Source organism: Microvirga pudoricolor (genome assembly GCF_016892705.1).
In the GTDB taxonomy this organism is placed as follows: Bacteria; Pseudomonadota; Alphaproteobacteria; order Rhizobiales; family Beijerinckiaceae; genus Microvirga; species Microvirga pudoricolor.
Genome location: NZ_JAFEMB010000006.1, coordinates 185,064 through 202,837, shown reverse-complemented (window position 1 = coordinate 202,837; position 17,774 = coordinate 185,064). Strand labels below are relative to the sequence as shown.

Below are 17,774 nucleotides of genomic sequence, written 5' to 3'. Positions count from 1 at the left end.
CACCCGTTCCTTTAAATCTCAGACAATGTGTTCAGTGGGTTCAGGCGTACTTCGCCTGAACCTCGGCTGCCACGTTCGACGGCACTTGCTCGTAGTGGTCGAACTGCATGGTGTAGTTCGCGCGACCCTGGCTCATGGAGCGGAGGGTGTTGACATAACCGAACATGTTGGCCAGCGGCACCATGGCGTTGATCACCACCGCGTTGCCACGCATGTCCTGACCCTGGATCTGACCACGGCGAGAATTCAGGTCGCCGATGACCGAGCCCGTGTAGTCTTCCGGAGTCACGACTTCGACCTTCATGACCGGCTCGAGCAGGGCGGAACCGCCCTTCTGGAGCGCTTCACGAAGAGCGGCGCGGGACGCGATTTCGAAGGCCAGAGCCGACGAGTCGACCTCGTGGTAGGCGCCATCGACGAGTTCGACCTTGAGATCGACGACCGGGAAGCCGGCGATGATACCCGCACCGACAACCGATTGCAGACCCTTTTCGACGCCGGGGATGTATTCCTTGGGAACGGCACCGCCAACGATCTTGGACTCGAACGAGAAGCCAGCACCCTGGTCGTTCGGCTGAACGACGAGCTTGACGCGGGCAAACTGACCCGTACCACCGGTCTGCTTCTTATGGGTGTAGTCAATCTCGGCCTTCTTCGTGATCGTCTCACGATAGGCGACCTGCGGAGCGCCGATGTTTGCGTCGACCTTGTAGGTGCGGCGCAGAATGTCGACCTTGATGTCAAGGTGCAGTTCGCCCATGCCCTTCAGGATCGTCTGGCCAGACTCCTGATCGGTCGACACGCGGAAGGACGGGTCCTCGGCAGCGAGCTTGGACAGTGCCAAGCCGAGCTTTTCCTGGTCGGCCTTCGACTTCGGCTCGATGGCGATCTCGATGACAGGCTCCGGGAACTCCATCTTTTCGAGGATGACGGCCTTGTTGGGATCGCACAGCGTATCGCCGGTGCGGACATCCTTCAGGCCGGCCAGCGCGACGATGTCGCCGGCATACGCTTCCTTGATGTCTTCCCGGTTATTCGCGTGCATCAGCAACATGCGGCCGACGCGCTCCTTCTTGTCGCGGGTCGAGTTCAGGATCGAGGAACCAGCCTCGACCTTGCCCGAATACACGCGGCAGAACGTGATGGTGCCCACGAAGGGATCGTCCATGATCTTGAAGGCGAGCATGGAGAACGCATCGTCGTCGGTCGGCCTGCGGACGGTCTCTTCCTCGGTCTTGAAGTCGATGCCCTTGATCGCGCCACGGTCGGCAGGCGACGGCAGGAAATCGACGACGGCATCGAGGAGCGGCTGAACGCCCTTGTTCTTGAACGCCGAGCCGCAGAAGACCGGGTGAAATGCCCGGCGCTGAACCGCCGTGCGAACCAACCGGCGCAGGGTCTCGGCATCCGGCTCCTGGCCATCGAGATATGCGCCCATGGCGTCGTCGTCCATTTCGACGGCGGCCTCGACGAGCTTGGTGCGGTATTCCTTGGCCTGATCGAGCAGATTGGCGGGAATCTCGGTCTCGTTGAAGTTGGCGCCGAGGGCCTCACCGGACCACACGATCGCCTTCATCTTGACGAGGTCGATGACGCCCTGGAAGTCGCTTTCGGCGCCGATCGGCAGTTGGAGGCAGACAGGCTTTCCGGCGACGCGGTCGATGATGTCGGCCACGCACTTGAAGAAGTCAGCGCCAGTCTTGTCCATCTTGTTGACGAACACGATGCGCGGGACGTCGTACTTGTCGGCCTGGCGCCAGACGGTCTCGGTCTGGGGCTCGACGCCCTGGTTGCCGTCGAGAACGCAGACGGCGCCGTCGAGCACGCGCAGCGAACGCTCGACTTCAATGGTGAAGTCGACGTGGCCGGGGGTGTCGATGATGTTCAGGCGCTTGTCGTTCCAGAAACAGGTCGTCGCAGCGGACGTGATCGTGATGCCACGCTCCTGCTCCTGCTCCATCCAGTCCATGGTGGCGGCACCTTCGTGCACTTCACCGATCTTATGGGACTTGCCGGTGTAGTACAGGATGCGCTCGGTCGTGGTGGTCTTGCCGGCATCAATGTGGGCCATGATGCCGAAGTTGCGGTAGTCCTCAATCGCATGCGTGCGGGGCATCGCTCTGATCCTCGGGTCTAGCCGTTACCAGCGGTAATGCGAGAACGCACGGTTGGCTTCCGCCATACGGTGGGTGTCTTCGCGCTTCTTCACGGCATTGCCGCGGTTATTAGAGGCGTCCAGCAGCTCGGCGGAGAGCCGGTCGACCATCGTCTTGTCGTTGCGGGCGCGGGCGGCCTGGATGATCCAACGGATCGCCAGGGCCTGGCGGCGCTCGGTACGAACTTCGACAGGCACCTGGTAGGTGGCGCCGCCGACGCGACGGGAGCGGACCTCGATCGCCGGAGCGACATTGTCGAGGGCCTGCTTGAACACTTCGAGCGGATCGGCCTTGGCGCGACCCTCGATGATGTCGAATGCACCATAGACGATGCTTTCGGCAGCAGACTTCTTGCCGTCGTACATGATGGAATTCATGAACTTGGTGACGACGATATCACCGAACTTGGCGTCCGGGATGATCTCACGCTTCTCGGCGCTATGGCGGCGGGACATGAGGCGACTCCGACCTTAAATTTGCAAAACGAGCGGCTTACTTCGGCCGCTTCGCGCCGTACTTCGAACGACGCTGCTTACGGTTCTTGACACCCTGCGTGTCGAGGACACCGCGCAGGATGTGATAGCGAACGCCGGGAAGGTCCTTCACACGGCCGCCGCGGATCATGACCACAGAGTGCTCCTGGAGGTTGTGCCCCTCGCCCGGAATGTACCCTATGACCTCGTAACCGTTCGTCAAACGAACCTTCGCGACCTTACGGAGAGCCGAGTTCGGCTTCTTCGGGGTCGTGGTGTAAACGCGCGTGCAGACGCCGCGCTTCTGCGGGCAGGCCTCAAGCGCGGGAACCTTATTCCGGCTCTTCTGCGCCGTCCGCGGCTTGCGGATCAGCTGGCTGATCGTTGGCATCCTGTGCCCTCTTTCACCGGTCACTGCGAGGTGACGCTAGTTCCTAATCCAATGGTTCAGCTCTGCTCCATTCTGCTTCACGTAACCGCTAAGGTTAGCGCAAAACAAAACCACGCCATCGGCTCGAACGAGCCTTTAGCGTGTTAAGAGAGCAGAGGATCACGACAGTTGCCTGTCGCATTCATGCCTCAAGCTGACGATGTGCCAGTCAGTTTTGAGTTCGACAGCGTTTAGGCAGCATCGGTTGAAGCTCGGCGCTTCAACTGGCGAAAACCTACGGCCAGTCGGAAAGTGGGGTTTCTGTATAGCCCGAGTCGGGAAAAGTCAACCCTGATCTGATCTTTGAGCGTGATAGGGTCCTCGGAAGCCGGATTTTCCGCCGCTCCCCTTGATTTGGAGAGGATCATGGGAGCTTGGGATGCATTAAGCCGCAAGCTTGACGTTTAGGAACAAGCTGTGGGCGCAGCCATCCACTTTGAGGGCGATGCCTTCGTAATTCCATCCGAGAAGCCGATGGGCCGGAATTTCGCCGGTCATGGCTTCCTGACGGCCTACGCTCGTCACGCTGAGAGCAGCGAACTCATCGCTTTCGTGCAGGATGTCAAGGACGGCGAGTCTTTTCGCGATTTCGTGCGGGCGATTCGGCCAAGCTCCCATCCCAGCGTCCTGACGCCGGGTGTCGCCGGACGCTTGCGGAGCGCCGGCTGCCTTTTCACGTCCGGCATTCCGACGGCTTCGCAAGCTTGGCTGCGCAACATGCATGGGGCGCGGGCTTGGAGTCTGTGCGGGGTGAACCACACCCTGTCTTCGAATCGGGCCATGGACGCCGTGGCCGCTCTTCCGACCCTGCCCTTCCAAGACTGGGACGCCCTTATCTGCACGTCCCGTGCCTCACGGGCGGCGGTGCAGGTGCTCTTGGATCGACAGATGGAGTTCCTGAAGGAGCGGACCGGAGCGAAGCGATTCCCATTGCCGCAGCTCCCGGTCATCCCGCTTGGGGTCGATTGCGACGCTCAGGCGCTCCGGATGTCGAGAAGGGAACAGGCGAGAGCAAGGTTTGACCTCGAAGCGGACGAGCTTGCCGTTCTCTTCGTCGGCCGGTTGTCCTTCCACGCGAAGGCGAATCCGGTGCCGATGTACTTGGCCCTCGAGCGATTGGCTCAAAGGCATCGTGTCGCCCTGATCGAGTGCGGATGGGCGTCGAACCCCTCCATCGATCGGGCCTTCGCCGATGCACGAGCCGAGCTTTGCCCTTCCGTGCGGTCGATTCGCACCGATGGGCGGCAGGAGCAGGATCGAACATTCTCATGGGCGGCCGCAGACATCTTCTGCTCGCTGACGGACAATATTCAGGAGACATTCGGCCTGACGCCGATCGAGGCCATGGCTGCGGCTCTGCCCGTCGTGGTGACGGACTGGGATGGGTATAAAGACACGGTTCGGCACGGAATCGACGGTTTTTCGGTTCCGACTCTCACGGCACCTCCAGGCGCCGGACTCGAACCTGCGCTACGTCATGCCCTCGAAATCGATTCATATGACGCCTATATCGGCCACATTTCCACGACTGCCGTGGTCGATATCGATGCCACCGTCCGGGCCTTCGAGCATCTGACGGATCCGGACCGACGGCACCAAATGGGACGGGCTGGCGCTCGGCGGGCCCGGGAAGTCTACGATTGGCAGGTCGTCGTGCGTGCTTACGAAGAGCTGTGGAGAGAGCTCGCGAAGCTTCGGTTGGATAAGCGCGATACCATCCCTGCCACGCTTGGACGACAGCGAGGCTGGGTGGCGCGGCCGGACCCGTACGAGCTGTTTGCAAGTTTCCCATCGCGCACTCTCTCCGGAGCCTGGCGAGTTCGTCAAAAGCCCGGGATTGGCTTGCGAGATGTTGGAGCGAGGCTTCGATTGAAGACCGCGATCCTGGCGGTTTTTCCCGAGGTGGATGAATCGACGCTCTTCCGGTTCTGGCAGGAGATCGGATCGAATGGGGATGATGTTTCGACATTTCTGAGGCGGCAGACGCTCATTCCGGGGACGGCTGGGATTCGTGCCCTTCTCCTCCTGGCAAAGCTCGACCTGATATCTCTATCCGAGCCATAAAAAAGGCCGCCCTCGGGCGGCCTTTTCGTCTTGGTTCGGCGCGATCTCTTACTCGGCTGCCGGAGGCAGTTCGCTCAAGGTCGCCTGGGTGTCGGAGCGCTTCTGCTGCAGAATGAGGTTGTCGCGATGAGACGCGACAGCCTTGATCTGAGCATTCAGAGCGCCCGTGCCGGCTGGGATCAGGCTGCCGACGATGACGTTTTCCTTCAGGCCTTCCAGCGTGTCGACCTTGCCGTTGACCGCCGCTTCGGTGAGGACGCGGGTGGTCTCCTGGAAGGATGCCGCCGAAATGAAGGAGCGGGTCTGGAGCGAGGCCTTGGTAATACCGAGCAGAACCGGCACGCCTTCGGCGGGCTTCTTCTTTTCGGACACGAGCCGCTCGTTGATCTCCTCGAGTTCGAGGCGATCCACCTGCTCGCCGGCGAGCAGTTCGGAATCCCCGCCCTCCGTGATCTCGACCTTCTGCAGCATCTGGCGAACGATCACCTCGATGTGCTTGTCGTTGATGAGCACGCCCTGGAGGCGGTAGACCTCCTGGATCTCGTTCACCAGGTAAGCGGCCAGCTCCTCGACGCCCTTGATCGCAAGGATGTCGTGCGGGGCCGGGTTGCCGTCCACGATGAAGTCGCCGAGCTCGACCACGTCGCCGTCCTGCAAGTGGATGTGCTTGCCCTTCGGGATCAGGTACTCGACAGTCTCCGAGCCATCGTGCGGGATCAGCGACAGACGCCGCTTGTTCTTGTAGTCGCGGCCGAACTGGATCGTGCCGGACTTCTCCGCGATGATGGCCGCGTCCTTCGGACGGCGGGCCTCGAACAGCTCCGCCACGCGCGGCAGACCGCCCGTGATGTCGCGAGTCTTGGCGCTCTCCAGCGAGACACGGGCCAGCACGTCACCGGCCTTGACCTTCGCGCCCGGATCGGCCGCGAGGATCGCATCCACCGGGAGCATGTAACGGGCATCGCTGCCGCGGGCGAGCTTGGCAACCTTGCCGCCCTTGCCCTCGATGATGACCGCCGGGCGCAGATCGGCCGTGCGAGGCGAACCGCGCCAGTCGATGACCACACGTTTGGCGATGCCGGTCGACTCGTCCATCGTTTCAATCATCGACGCGCCGTCCACGAGGTCTTCGTAGCCCACGACGCCGTCCGTCTCCGTCAGGATCGGGCGGGAATAGGGATCCCACTCGGCGATGCGCTGGCCACGCTTGATCGTGTCGCCCTCGTCGACCCGCAGGCGCGAGCCGTATTGCAGGCGGTGAACCGCACGCTCGGTCCCATCGGGACCGGAGATCACGACAGCCACGTTACGGCCCATGACGACGAGATCGCCGTCGGAGTTGCGCGCAATGTGCTTGTTGCGGAAGCTAATCGTGCCCTCGAAGCTCGACTCGAAGAAGGACGAGTCGGCGATCTGAGCAGCGCCGCCGATGTGGAAGGTACGCATCGTCAGCTGCGTGCCAGGCTCACCGATAGACTGGGCCGCGATCACGCCCACAGCCTCGCCGTGGTTGACGGGCGTGCCGCGCGCAAGGTCGCGACCGTAACAGGTAGCGCAGACGCCGTTCTTCGAGGCGCAGACGAGCACCGAACGGATCTTCACTTCCTGGATGCCGGCGGCGTTGATCGCCTCCAGATGCGCTTCCTCGATCATCGTGCCCTTGGCCACGATGACGCTGCCGTCGCTCGCGATCAGGTCCTCGGCTGTCGAACGGCCGAGAATGCGGGAGCCCAGCGTCGCGACCACTTGGCCCGCGTCGATGATGGCCCGCATGCGGATGCCCTTGTCGGTGCCGCAATCGGTCTCGCGGATGACCGCATCCTGCGCCACGTCGACCAGACGGCGGGTCAAGTAACCCGAGTTCGCGGTCTTGAGCGCGGTATCGGCCAGACCCTTGCGGGCGCCGTGGGTCGAGTTGAAGTACTCGAGAACGTCGAGGCCTTCCTTGAAGTTCGAGATGATCGGCGTCTCGATGATCTCGCCCGACGGCTTGGCCATGAGGCCACGCATGGCGGCGAGCTGCTTCATCTGGGCTGGCGAACCACGGGCACCCGAGTGGGACATCATGTAGATGGAGTTCACCGGCTTGTCGCGACCGGCATCGTCCTTCTTCACGGCCGAGATGCGCGCCATCATCTCTCCAGCGAGACGATCCGAGCACTTCGCCCAGGCATCGACGACCTTGTTGTACTTCTCACCCTGAGTGATGAGGCCATCCTGGTACTGCTGCTCGTAGTCCTTCGCGAGGGCGCGGGTCTCCTCGACGATGTCCCACTTGTTCTCCGGGATCACCATGTCGTCCTTGCCGAACGAGATACCGGCCCGGAAAGCATTGTAGAAGCCGAGCTTCATGATGCGATCGCAGAAGATGACCGATTCCTTCTGACCGCAATGCCGGTACACGGCATCGATCATGTTGGAAATCTCCTTCTTGGTCATGAGCTTGTTCACGACGTCGAAGGACAGGGCCGGATGCTGCGGCAGCAGGCGCGAGAGCATGACGCGACCGGCGGTCGTGTCGTAGACCTTCGAGAAGATCTTGCCGTCCTCGCCCATGCGCTCCGCACGGTAGCGGATCTTCGTGTGCAGGGTGATGACCTTCTCGTGCAGGGCGTGCTCAAGCTCGCCGATATCCGAGAATGCCTTGCCCTGGCCCGGCTCTCCATCGGACACGATGGAGAGGTAGTAGAGGCCGAGGACGATATCCTGCGACGGCACGATGATCGGCTGACCATTGGCCGGGTGCAGGATGTTGTTCGTCGACATCATCAGCACGCGGGCTTCCAGCTGCGCCTCCAGCGACAGCGGCACGTGAACGGCCATCTGGTCACCGTCGAAGTCCGCGTTGAACGCGGCGCAGACGAGCGGATGCAGCTGGATCGCCTTGCCCTCGATGAGGGTGGGCTCGAATGCCTGGATGCCGAGACGGTGCAGGGTCGGAGCGCGGTTCAGGAGAACCGGGTGCTCGCGAATGACCTCGTCCAGGATGTCCCAAACCTCGGGCTTTTCCTTCTCGACGAGCTTCTTGGCCTGCTTGACGGTGGCGGACAGGCCGCGCGCATCGAGCTTGGCGTAGATGAACGGCTTGAAGAGCTCGAGCGCCATCTTCTTCGGCAGGCCGCACTGGTGCAGCTTCAGCTCCGGGCCGACCACGATGACCGAACGGCCGGAGTAGTCCACGCGCTTGCCCAGAAGGTTCTGGCGGAAACGACCCTGCTTACCCTTGAGCATGTCGGCGAGCGACTTCAGCGGACGCTTGTTGGCGCCCGTGATGACCCGGCCGCGGCGACCGTTGTCGAACAGCGCATCCACCGCCTCCTGAAGCATGCGCTTCTCGTTGCGGATGATGATGTCCGGCGCGCGCAGCTCGATGAGGCGCTTCAGGCGGTTGTTGCGGTTGATCACGCGGCGGTACAGATCGTTCAGATCCGACGTGGCGAACCGGCCGCCGTCCAAGGGAACGAGCGGGCGAAGATCCGGCGGGATCACGGGCACGACCGTCAGGATCATCCACTCGGGCTTGTTGCCGGACTGGATGAAGGCCTCGATGATCTTCAGGCGCTTGAGAAGCTTCTTGGGCTTCAGCTCCGAAGTGGTCGTGGCGAGTTCCTCGCGGGTATCGGCCGCGACCTTCTCAAGGTCGAGCTCCTGCAGGATGCGACGGATCGCTTCCGCGCCGATCATGGCGGTGAAGCTGTCCTCGCCGTACTCGTCCTGAGCGCGCAGATACTCGTCCTCGGTCAGCAGCTGACGGTCCTTGAGGGGCGTCAGGCCAGCATCGACGGTGATGTAGGACTCGAAATAGAGAATGCGCTCCAGATCCTTGAGGGTCATGTCGAGCAGCAGGCCAATGCGGCTCGGCAGGGACTTCAGGAACCAGATGTGGGCGACGGGAGCGGCCAGCTCGATATGACCCATGCGGTCGCGACGGACGCGCGCGAGGGTGACCTCGACGCCGCACTTCTCGCAGATGACGCCCTTGTACTTCATGCGCTTGTACTTGCCGCACAAGCACTCGTAATCCTTGATCGGGCCGAAGATGCGCGCACAGAACAAGCCGTCGCGCTCGGGCTTGAACGTCCGGTAGTTGATGGTCTCGGGCTTCTTGATCTCGCCGTACGACCAAGAAAGAATTTTCTCAGGGCTCGCGATCGAGATTTTGATCTGATCGAAGCTCTGCGGCTGGGCAGTTTGATTGAAGAGATTCATGACCTCTTGAGTCATCGCCGTCTCCTGGGTGGGAGGTGCCTGAATTGACAGCCTCGCCGGAAATTACATGCGGCCGCGGCATGAGAGCCGCGGCCTTGGTCGTTTCATGGGCCGTGCCGGACGCCTTATTCGGCAGCCTCGGCCGGAGGCAGTTGCTCAGCCTCGTTGGCCGCGCGCTTGGAGCTGGTGAGCTCCACGTTCAATCCGAGGGAGCGCATTTCCTTCACGAGAACGTTGAAGCTCTCCGGGATGCCAGACTCGAACGTGTCGTCACCGCGCACGATGGCCTCGTAGACCTTGGTACGACCCGCCACGTCGTCCGACTTGACGGTGAGCATCTCCTGCAGCGTGTACGCCGCGCCATAAGCCTCGAGCGCCCACACCTCCATTTCGCCGAAGCGCTGACCGCCGAACTGGGCCTTGCCGCCCAGCGGCTGCTGGGTGACGAGGCTGTAGGGGCCGATGGAGCGAGCGTGGATCTTGTCGTCCACGAGGTGGTGCAGCTTCAGCATGTAGATGTAGCCCACAGTCACCTTACGGTCGAAGGGCTCACCCGTGCGGCCGTCATAGAGCGTGACCTGGCCAGAGGGATCGAAGCCTGCCTTCTGCAGCATGGCCTCGATGTCGGCTTCCTTGGCGCCGTCGAAGACCGGAGTTGCGAACGGCACGCCGCGGCGCACGTTCTGCCCCAGCTCCACAAGCTGCTCTTCAGATGCGTCCTCGATCTCCGGCATCTTGCCGTAGATCGATGTCAGCTGGTCGCGCAGCCCCTGGGCCTTGCCGTTACGCAGATAGGCGTCGACCGCCTGAGCGACCTGTCGGCCGAGGCCGGCAGCGGCCCAACCCAGGTGGGTCTCCAAGATCTGGCCGACGTTCATGCGGCTCGGCACGCCGAGCGGGTTCAGCACGATATCGGCGTGCGTCCCGTCTTCCAGGAATGGCATGTCCTCGATGGGAACGATGCGCGACACGACACCCTTGTTGCCGTGGCGGCCCGCCATCTTGTCGCCAGGCTGGATCTTGCGCTTCACCGCCACGAAGACCTTGACCATCTTCATGACGCCGGGCGGAAGCTCGTCGCCACGCTGCAGCTTCTCGACCTTGTCGAGGAAGCGCTGCTCGAGACGCTTCTTCGACTCGTCGTACTGCTTCTGCATGGCCTCGATCTCGGTCATGCGAGCGTCGTCAGCCACGGCGAATTGCCACCACTGGGACCGCGGATACTCATTGAGCAGCTCGCGGGACAGGGCGCTGTCCTTCCTGAAACCCTTGGGACCTGCCACACCGGTCTGACCCGAGAGGATCTCGGCCAGACGCGCGTAGGTGTTGCGGTCCAGGATCGCCTGCTCGTCGTCGCGGTCCTTGGCCAAGCGCTCGATTTCTTCGCGCTCGATGGCCTGGGCACGCTCGTCCTTGTCGACGCCGTGACGGTTGAAGACGCGGACCTCCACGATGGTGCCCGTTACGCCCGGAGGCACGCGGAGCGACGTGTCGCGAACGTCAGAGGCCTTCTCGCCGAAGATGGCGCGCAGAAGCTTTTCTTCCGGCGTCATCGGGCTTTCGCCCTTCGGCGTGATCTTGCCGACGAGGATGTCGCCCGCATGGACCTCGGCGCCGATATACACGATGCCGGCTTCATCGAGGTTCTTCAGCGCCTCTTCCGACACGTTCGGAATATCGCGCGTGATTTCCTCAGGCCCCAGCTTCGTGTCGCGGGCCATCACCTCGAATTCCTCGATATGGATCGAGGTGAAGACGTCGTCCTTCACGATCCGCTCGGAGAGCAGGATCGAGTCTTCGAAGTTATAGCCGTTCCACGGCATGAACGCGACGAGCACGTTCCGGCCGAGTGCGAGCTCACCGAACTCCGTGGAAGGACCGTCAGCGATGATGTCGCCCTTCCCCACCACGTCACCGGCGCGAACCAGCGGCTTCTGCGTGATGCAGGTCGACTGGTTGGAGCGCTGGAACTTCTGCAGGCGGTAGATGTCGACGCCCGGACGGGTCGGATCGGTCTCGCCCGTGGCGCGGATAACGATACGAGTCGCATCCACCTGATCCACTACGCCAGCCCGACGTGCCGCGATGGCGGCGCCGGAATCACGGGCCACGATGGCCTCCATGCCGGTGCCGACGAACGGAGCGTCCGCCTGCACGAGGGGCACAGCCTGACGCTGCATGTTCGAACCCATGAGCGCGCGGTTCGCGTCGTCGTTCTCGAGGAACGGGATGAGCGCGGCCGCGACCGACACGAGCTGCTTCGGCGACACCTCCATGAGGTCGACGCGATCAGGCGCCACGACGATCACTTCACCCGCGCGACGGCAGATGACGAGTTCGTCGGTGAGCGTACCGGCCTTATCGAGAACGGCGTTGGCCTGGGCGATGTTGTACTTCGCCTCTTCCATGGCCGAGAGGTACACGACCTCGTCGGTGACCTTGCTGTCGCGCACGCGACGGAACGGCGTCTCGATGAAGCCGTACTTGTTGACGCGGGCGAAGGTCGCGAGCGAGTTGATCAGACCGATATTCGGTCCTTCCGGCGTCTCGATGGGGCAGATGCGGCCGTAATGCGTCGGGTGCACGTCGCGCACCTCGAAGCCGGCGCGCTCGCGGGTCAAGCCGCCCGGTCCAAGAGCCGAGAGACGGCGCTTGTGGGTAACCTCCGAGAGCGGGTTCGTCTGATCCATGAACTGCGACAGCTGGGACGAGCCGAAGAACTCGCGCACCGCGGCCGCTGCGGGCTTCGCGTTGATGAGGTCCTGCGGCATGACCGTGTCGATATCGACGGAGGACATGCGCTCCTTGATGGCACGCTCCATGCGCAGGAGGCCCAGGCGATACTGGTTCTCCATGAGCTCGCCCACCGAACGGACCCGGCGGTTGCCGAGATGGTCGATGTCGTCGATTTCGCCCTTGCCGTCGCGCAGGTCCACCAGGGCCTTCGACACGGCGAGGATATCCTCGCGGCGAAGAGTGCGAACCGTGTCCTCGGCGTCGAGGTCGAGGCGCATGTTCATCTTCACGCGGCCGACGGCCGAGAGGTCGTAGCGCTCGGGATCGAAGAAGAGCGAGTTGAACATCGCCTCTGCGGTCTCGAGGATCGGAGGCTCACCCGGACGCATGACGCGGTAGATGTCGAACAGGGCGTCCTCGCGGGACGAAGCCTTGTCGATGGCGAGCGTATTGCGGATGTAGGGCCCGACATTGACGTGATCGATGTCGAGAACCGGGATCTCGTCGAGACCGGCATCTTCCAAGCCCTTGAGGAGCTTTTCGGTGATCTCGTCACCGGCTTCCGCGTAGATCTCGCCCGTGTTGGCGTTGACCAGATCCTCGGCAATGTACTGGCCGTACAGGTCCTCGTCCGTCGCGCGCAGGGCCTTGAGGCCCTTCTCGGCGAGCTGGCGGGCGGCGCGAACGGTCAGCTTCTTGCCGGCTTCCAGGACGACCTCGCCGGAATCGGCGTCGATCAGGTCCGCGGTCGCCTTGAAGCCCTTCATGCGCTCGGCGTCGAACGGCACGCGCCAGCCATCCTTCGCCTTGGTGTAGGCGATGTGGTTGTAGAACGTGTTGAGGATCTCCTCGCCGTCCAGGCCCAGCGCGTACAGCAGCGACGTCACCGGGAGCTTACGCTTCCGGTCGATACGGGCATAGACGATGTCCTTGGCGTCGAACTCGATGTCGAGCCAGGAGCCGCGATAGGGGATGATGCGCGCGGCGAACAGGAGCTTGCCCGACGAGTGGGTCTTGCCCTTGTCGTGATCGAAGAACACGCCCGGCGAACGGTGCATCTGGGAGACGATGACGCGCTCGGTGCCGTTCACGATGAAGGTGCCGTTGTCGGTCATGAGCGGCATGTCGCCCATGTAGACGTCCTGCTCCTTGATGTCCTTCACCGACTTGGCGCCGGTGTCCGGATCCACATCGAACACGATCAGGCGGAGAGTGACCTTGAGCGGGGCCGCAAAGGTGATGCCGCGCTGCCGGCACTCGTCCACGTCGTATTTGGGCTGCTCGAAGGTGTAGCGGACGAATTCGAGCAAGGCGGTGTTCGAAAAGTCCGAAATCGGGAAAACCGACTTGAAGACGGCTTGCAAGCCCTCTTCCGCCCGGCCGCCTTTCGGTTCATCGACCATCAGGAACTGGTCGTAGGATGCCTTCTGAACCTCGATGAGGTTCGGCATCTCCGCCACTTCCTGAATTTTCCCGAAGAACTTACGAATGCGCTTCCGGCCGATCAGTGTATTGGCCATCTGGACCTCATTCCTCATACCACAGCTGATCCAGCCGCCGTTCCGCCGGAGGCTGGATCAGCTGTCCGGCAACATCTGCCGGATTACCGAACCTGGGCTTCATCGAACCCGACTTGGTCATCCTGGAGGCGCTGGCGCCTTGGACGACACAACGGCCCCAAGCCAAAAAGCCTGGGACCGCTGGTTTTCAGAACCCTCGTTTTCGACGCGAGGGCTGATTTTGCAACCGTATGGCCGCGAAAATCACTTAAGCTCGACCTTGGCGCCGACCTTCTCGAGGGTCGCCTTGATCTTCTCGGCTTCGTCCTTGGCAACGCCTTCCTTGACAGGCTTCGGCGCACCTTCGACGAGGTCCTTAGCTTCCTTGAGGCCGAGGCCCGTGATCGCACGGACTTCCTTGATGACCTCGATCTTCTTGTCGCCGGCGCCGGCGAGGACGACCGTGAACTCGGTCTGCTCTTCGGCAGCCGGAGCAGCAGCGCCCGGAGCAGCGGCAACAGCCACCGCAGCGGCGGCGGACACGCCCCACTTCTCTTCGAGCATCTTCGAGAGCTCGGCGGCCTCGAGAACGGTCAGCGACGACAGATCGTCGACGAGCTTGGCAAGATCAGCCATGTTTAGTTCCTTAGGTATGGTTCGAACGGTTGATAGTTGAGGTTACGGCCTCACGCCGCTTCGCCTGTCTTGGCATAGGCCCCGAACACGCGGGCGAGCTTCGCCGCCGGCGCAGTGCTGAGCTGTGCGATCTTGGTAGCCGGAGCCTGGATAAGGCCGACCAGCTTGGCGCGCAGTTCATCAAGGGACGGAAGGGTGGCAAGCGCCTTCACTCCGTCCACGTTCAGGGAAGTCGCGCCCATGGCTCCGCCAAGTATAACGAGCTTGTCGTTGGTCTTGGAGAAATCGACTGCGACCTTTGCCGCCGCGACCGGATCGCTCGAATACGCAATCAGGGTGGGCCCCTTCATGAGATTCGAGATGGACGCGACGTCTGTGCCTTCGAGAGCGATCTTGGCGAGGCGGTTCTTCGCGACCTTCACGGTGGCGCCAGCCTGCTTCATCTGCGAGCGCAGCTTCTGCATGTCGGCGACCGTGAGGCCAGCATAGTGGGCCACGACGACGACGGACGTATCGCTGAATACGCCGTTGAGCGTCGAGACGAGCTCGCTTTTTGCTGCTCTATCCACTGGGCTCTCTCCGGTTGGCGGAAATAATTCCGCCGGTTGCACTTGTCGCTCAAGGCCCTGGGCTGCGCCGGGGCGTCTCAAGCGACGCTCTCGCAAGCCCTGTCCCCCGGATGCCATGGAGCGGGTCCATGAAAACATTCGGGCGAGATGGTTCGAACCGATACCCGGTGTCCGCGTTGACGGACGTGAATTCGGCTTCCCCGTCTATGCAGGCCCTCACGAATTAAGCTGGACGAGCCAGCGCCTGCAGTCTTGGACAGGACATAGCCGGAAAACGCCAAAGGTTTCCCTCTGGCCTTCCGGCCTGTCACCGTCCCGTTTCCGGGACGGATTCGTTGCCAACAACTCCGCTACTCTAGACAGTAGCTCCTGCTGAGGGCGCTTTTAGTGAATCTAGAATGGGTTCCATAAGCCCTTTTCCATCAAATGCCAAGAGGCATTTGCATGGCGGGATTGTGGAGGGATTGTGGGCTGGATACCTGATATGGGGGCCAGGCTTGGCTGTTCAAGAGCCCGAGCTGGAGCCGTTTTTCGGCTCTTCGCCCTCGACTCTGGGGAGCACTCTCCGTGGAAACCACTGAGTGTCATTCTGCCTGAGAGAGCCGGGACAAGCGTGTAGATTGCGCAAAACGGCGTCAGACCCTCGGTTATCATATTCCCGATGGCACCGAGGTCCGAAGTCCCAGATTTTTCCCAGCCAAAGCTTCTCCAGCTAAGGATAGGGACAACGAATTAGAGTTTCAAATCCGGCAAAAAGAAAAGACCCGGCACATGTGCCGGGTCTTTTTGAATATTTAACGCTGACTTAGCCGTTCAGAACGGATGACGGATCCACCTTCACGCCCGGGCCCATCGTCGAGGAGATCGCGACGCGCTGGACGTAGGTGCCCTTGGCGCCCGACGGCTTGGCCTTGGAGACCGCGTCGGCGAAAGCCTTGATGTTCTCGATCAGCTTGCCCTCGTCGAAGGAGGCCTTGCCGATACCGGCATGAACGATACCGGCCTTCTCGACGCGGAACTCCACCGCGCCGCCCTTGGCGGCCTCGACGGCGCTCTTCACGTCCATGGTCACGGTGCCGACCTTCGGGTTCGGCATCATGCCGCGCGGGCCGAGCACCTTACCGAGACGGCCGACCAGCGGCATCATGTCCGGAGTGGCGATGCAGCGGTCGAAGTCGATCGTGCCGCCGTTGACGGTCTCGAACAGCTCCTCGGCACCGACGATGTCGGCACCGGCCGCCTTGGCCTCGTCGGCCTTGGCGCCGCGGGCGAACACGGCAACGCGCACCGTCCGGCCGGAGCCGTTGGGCAGGTTGCAGACGCCGCGAACCATCTGGTCGGCGTGGCGGGGATCGACGCCGAGGTTCATGGAAACCTCGATCGTCTCGTCGAACTTGGCCTTGGCGCGCTCCTTGACGAGCTTCACGGCGTCCTGGATGCCGTAGAGCTTGACGGTGTCGACACCTTCGCGAGCGGCGCGGATGCGCTTACCTTCTTTGATAGCCATCGTGCCTCTCCTTACGCCACTTCCATGCCCATCGACCGGGCGGAGCCGGCGATCATAGCCATGGCGGATTCGACGCTGTCGCAGTTGAGATCGGCCATCTTCTTCTCGGCGATCTCGCGGATCTGGTCTTGGGTCACCTTACCGACCGTGTTGCCCTTGCCAGGAGTCTGGGACCCCTTGTCGAGCTTGGCGGCCTTCTTGAGGAAGAAGGAGACCGGGGGCTGCTTCATCTCGAAGGTGAAGGAACGGTCCTGATACGCGGTGATGATCACCGGGATCGGGGTGCCCTTTTCCATCTGCGCGGTCTTCGCATTGAAGGCCTTGCAGAATTCCATGATGTTCAGACCGCGCTGACCGAGAGCGGGGCCGATCGGCGGCGACGGATTGGCGGCGCCGGCGGGGACCTGGAGCTTGACGTAGCCCGAGATTTTCTTAGCCATGTGGCTGCTTCCCTATAAACCATCCCTCCGGAGCCGGCCGGACGGAGTGGCGGTTGCAGATCGCGGTGCGGCCCCTTGAAGGCCCGGCTGGCAACCGGGCAGGCCTCCCGCGGGTGAGAGCGAGCGGTGACTGGCGAAGGGCGAATGGGGCGTTAGCCCGCCATTCGCCGCTCACCCTTCGCCACTCGCCGACGATCAGACCTTATCGACCTGAGCGTATTCGAGTTCGACCGGCGTGGCGCGGCCGAAGATGGACACCGCCACCTTGAGGCGGGCCCGGGACTCGTCGACTTCCTCGACGACGCCGTTGAACGAGGCGAACGGGCCGTCCGAGACGCGCACCTGCTCGCCGATCTCGAAGCTGACGGAGGGCTTCGGGCGGTCGACGCCCTCGGCCACCTGGCCCTTGATCCGCTCCGCTTCGCGGTCCGGGATCGGGACCGGCTTGGACTTGTCGGCGCCCAGGAAGCCCGTCACCTTCGGGGTGTTCTTGATGAGGTGGTAGACCTCGTCGGTGAGGTCGCACTTCACGAGCACATAGCCCGGGAAGAACTTGCGCTCCGCATCGACCTTGCGGCCGCGGCGCACTTCGACGACCTTCTCGGTCGGCACCATGACCTCTTCGAACTTGTCCTCAAGGCCACGCTGTGCGGCCTGGTCCTTGATGGACTGAGCGACCTTGTTCTCGAAATTCGAGTAAGCGTGGACGATGTACCAGCGCTTCGTCATCGTATCCGCTCCTAACCGCCAGCGCCGAGGATCATGCGAACGCCCCAGCCGATCACCTGATCGACCACCAGGAAGAACACGCTCGCCACCACCACCATCAGAAACACCATGGCGGTCGTGATCATCGTTTCCTTGCGCGTCGGCCAGGTGACCTTGGCGGCCTCCGAGCGGACCTGCTGTATAAAGTCAAACGGGTTCGTCTTCGCCATTTCGCTCCGTCCGGGCCTGGGCCTCGGAACGTCCTCTGGTGGGCTCCATATGGCCCAAATTGAAGGGGCGCGAAGCCGTTTCGAGCTTCGCGCCACCGATCGAATGTCTTCGATTTC

At 62.4% G+C, this 17,774-nt stretch carries 13 protein-coding genes; 1 reads left to right on the top strand and 12 read right to left on the bottom strand.

The genetic code is table 11. The features are described from left to right. Window positions 1-40: 40 nt before the first annotated feature. The 4 genes from fusA to ILT42_RS22935 all read right to left on the bottom strand — a co-directional run bounded on the left by fusA (window position 41) and on the right by ILT42_RS22935 (window position 3,677). On the bottom strand, window positions 41-2,116 hold the full coding sequence (fusA, locus tag ILT42_RS18715; RefSeq protein WP_204217311.1) for an elongation factor G: 2,076 nt from the start codon (window positions 2,114-2,116) through the stop codon (window positions 41-43). A 24-nt stretch (window positions 2,117-2,140) separates the two neighbouring features. Beyond that, entirely contained in the window at window positions 2,141-2,611 is a 471-nt protein-coding gene (gene rpsG / locus ILT42_RS18710) for a 30S ribosomal protein S7 (RefSeq protein ID WP_204217310.1), read from the bottom strand. Between the two features lie 37 nt (window positions 2,612-2,648). After that, entirely contained in the window at window positions 2,649-3,020 is a 372-nt protein-coding gene (gene rpsL, locus ILT42_RS18705) for a 30S ribosomal protein S12 (RefSeq protein ID WP_109596495.1), read from the bottom strand. A gap of 423 nt (window positions 3,021-3,443) precedes the next feature. Continuing rightward, window positions 3,444-3,677, bottom strand: coding sequence for a hypothetical protein (locus tag ILT42_RS22935; RefSeq protein WP_229428786.1), 234 nt, complete (start codon window positions 3,675-3,677; stop codon window positions 3,444-3,446). A gap of 99 nt (window positions 3,678-3,776) precedes the next feature. On the opposite strand from ILT42_RS22935, the gene ILT42_RS18700 reads away from it, so the two are divergent. Then, a complete protein-coding gene (locus ILT42_RS18700; RefSeq protein WP_324617752.1) occupies window positions 3,777-5,123 on the top strand; it encodes a glycosyltransferase family 4 protein in 1,347 nt (448 codons plus the stop codon). A 48-nt stretch (window positions 5,124-5,171) separates the two neighbouring features. Here the strand turns inward: ILT42_RS18700 and rpoC are convergent, their stop codons facing one another. The 8 genes from rpoC to secE all read right to left on the bottom strand — a co-directional run bounded on the left by rpoC (window position 5,172) and on the right by secE (window position 17,657). Continuing rightward, on the bottom strand, window positions 5,172-9,347 hold the full coding sequence (gene rpoC / locus ILT42_RS18695; protein ID WP_204217306.1) for a DNA-directed RNA polymerase subunit beta': 4,176 nt from the start codon (window positions 9,345-9,347) through the stop codon (window positions 5,172-5,174). 110 nt (window positions 9,348-9,457) lie between these two features. Beyond that, window positions 9,458-13,588: a DNA-directed RNA polymerase subunit beta gene (gene rpoB, locus ILT42_RS18690; protein ID WP_229428755.1), complete on the bottom strand. Its 4,131-nt coding sequence runs from the start codon at window positions 13,586-13,588 to the stop codon at window positions 9,458-9,460. A gap of 243 nt (window positions 13,589-13,831) precedes the next feature. Then, window positions 13,832-14,203 (bottom strand): 50S ribosomal protein L7/L12, encoded by a 372-nt coding sequence (rplL, locus tag ILT42_RS18685; RefSeq protein ID WP_204217303.1) that lies wholly within the window; start codon window positions 14,201-14,203, stop codon window positions 13,832-13,834. 50 nt (window positions 14,204-14,253) lie between these two features. Continuing rightward, entirely contained in the window at window positions 14,254-14,772 is a 519-nt protein-coding gene (gene rplJ / locus ILT42_RS18680) for a 50S ribosomal protein L10 (protein ID WP_204217301.1), read from the bottom strand. An 805-nt stretch (window positions 14,773-15,577) separates the two neighbouring features. Continuing rightward, complete coding sequence (rplA, locus tag ILT42_RS18675) at window positions 15,578-16,279, bottom strand: 50S ribosomal protein L1 (RefSeq protein WP_204217299.1); 702 nt, start codon at window positions 16,277-16,279, stop codon at window positions 15,578-15,580. An 11-nt stretch (window positions 16,280-16,290) separates the two neighbouring features. Beyond that, window positions 16,291-16,719: a 50S ribosomal protein L11 gene (gene rplK, locus ILT42_RS18670; protein ID WP_204217292.1), complete on the bottom strand. Its 429-nt coding sequence runs from the start codon at window positions 16,717-16,719 to the stop codon at window positions 16,291-16,293. A 195-nt stretch (window positions 16,720-16,914) separates the two neighbouring features. Then, the gene (gene nusG, locus ILT42_RS18665; RefSeq protein WP_204217290.1) at window positions 16,915-17,448 is read right to left on the bottom strand and encodes a transcription termination/antitermination protein NusG; all 534 of its coding nucleotides are present in this window, start codon (window positions 17,446-17,448) and stop codon (window positions 16,915-16,917) included. Between the two features lie 11 nt (window positions 17,449-17,459). Next, entirely contained in the window at window positions 17,460-17,657 is a 198-nt protein-coding gene (gene secE, locus ILT42_RS18660; protein WP_204217288.1) for a preprotein translocase subunit SecE, read from the bottom strand. Window positions 17,658-17,774: the final 117 nt, after the last annotated feature.

Excerpts from the sequence above, each read along its gene's own strand:
- ILT42_RS18700 (WP_324617752.1), top strand. The coding sequence starts at position 3,777 with ATGCATGGGGCGCGGGCTTGGAGTCTGTGCGGGGTGAACCACACCCTG.
- fusA (WP_204217311.1), bottom strand. The coding sequence starts at position 2,116 with ATGCCCCGCACGCATGCGATTGAGGACTACCGCAACTTCGGCATCATG.
- rplK (WP_204217292.1), bottom strand. The coding sequence starts at position 16,719 with ATGGCTAAGAAAATCTCGGGCTACGTCAAGCTCCAGGTCCCCGCCGGC.
- rpoB (WP_229428755.1), bottom strand. The coding sequence starts at position 13,588 with ATGGCCAATACACTGATCGGCCGGAAGCGCATTCGTAAGTTCTTCGGG.
- rplA (WP_204217299.1), bottom strand. The coding sequence starts at position 16,279 with ATGGCTATCAAAGAAGGTAAGCGCATCCGCGCCGCTCGCGAAGGTGTC.
- ILT42_RS22935 (WP_229428786.1), bottom strand. The coding sequence starts at position 3,677 with ATGGGAGCTTGGCCGAATCGCCCGCACGAAATCGCGAAAAGACTCGCC.
- rplL (WP_204217303.1), bottom strand. The coding sequence starts at position 14,203 with ATGGCTGATCTTGCCAAGCTCGTCGACGATCTGTCGTCGCTGACCGTT.
- rpoC (WP_204217306.1), bottom strand. The coding sequence starts at position 9,347 with ATGACTCAAGAGGTCATGAATCTCTTCAATCAAACTGCCCAGCCGCAG.
- rpsL (WP_109596495.1), bottom strand. The coding sequence starts at position 3,020 with ATGCCAACGATCAGCCAGCTGATCCGCAAGCCGCGGACGGCGCAGAAG.
- rpsG (WP_204217310.1), bottom strand. The coding sequence starts at position 2,611 with ATGTCCCGCCGCCATAGCGCCGAGAAGCGTGAGATCATCCCGGACGCC.
- secE (WP_204217288.1), bottom strand. The coding sequence starts at position 17,657 with ATGGCGAAGACGAACCCGTTTGACTTTATACAGCAGGTCCGCTCGGAG.
- nusG (WP_204217290.1), bottom strand. The coding sequence starts at position 17,448 with ATGACGAAGCGCTGGTACATCGTCCACGCTTACTCGAATTTCGAGAAC.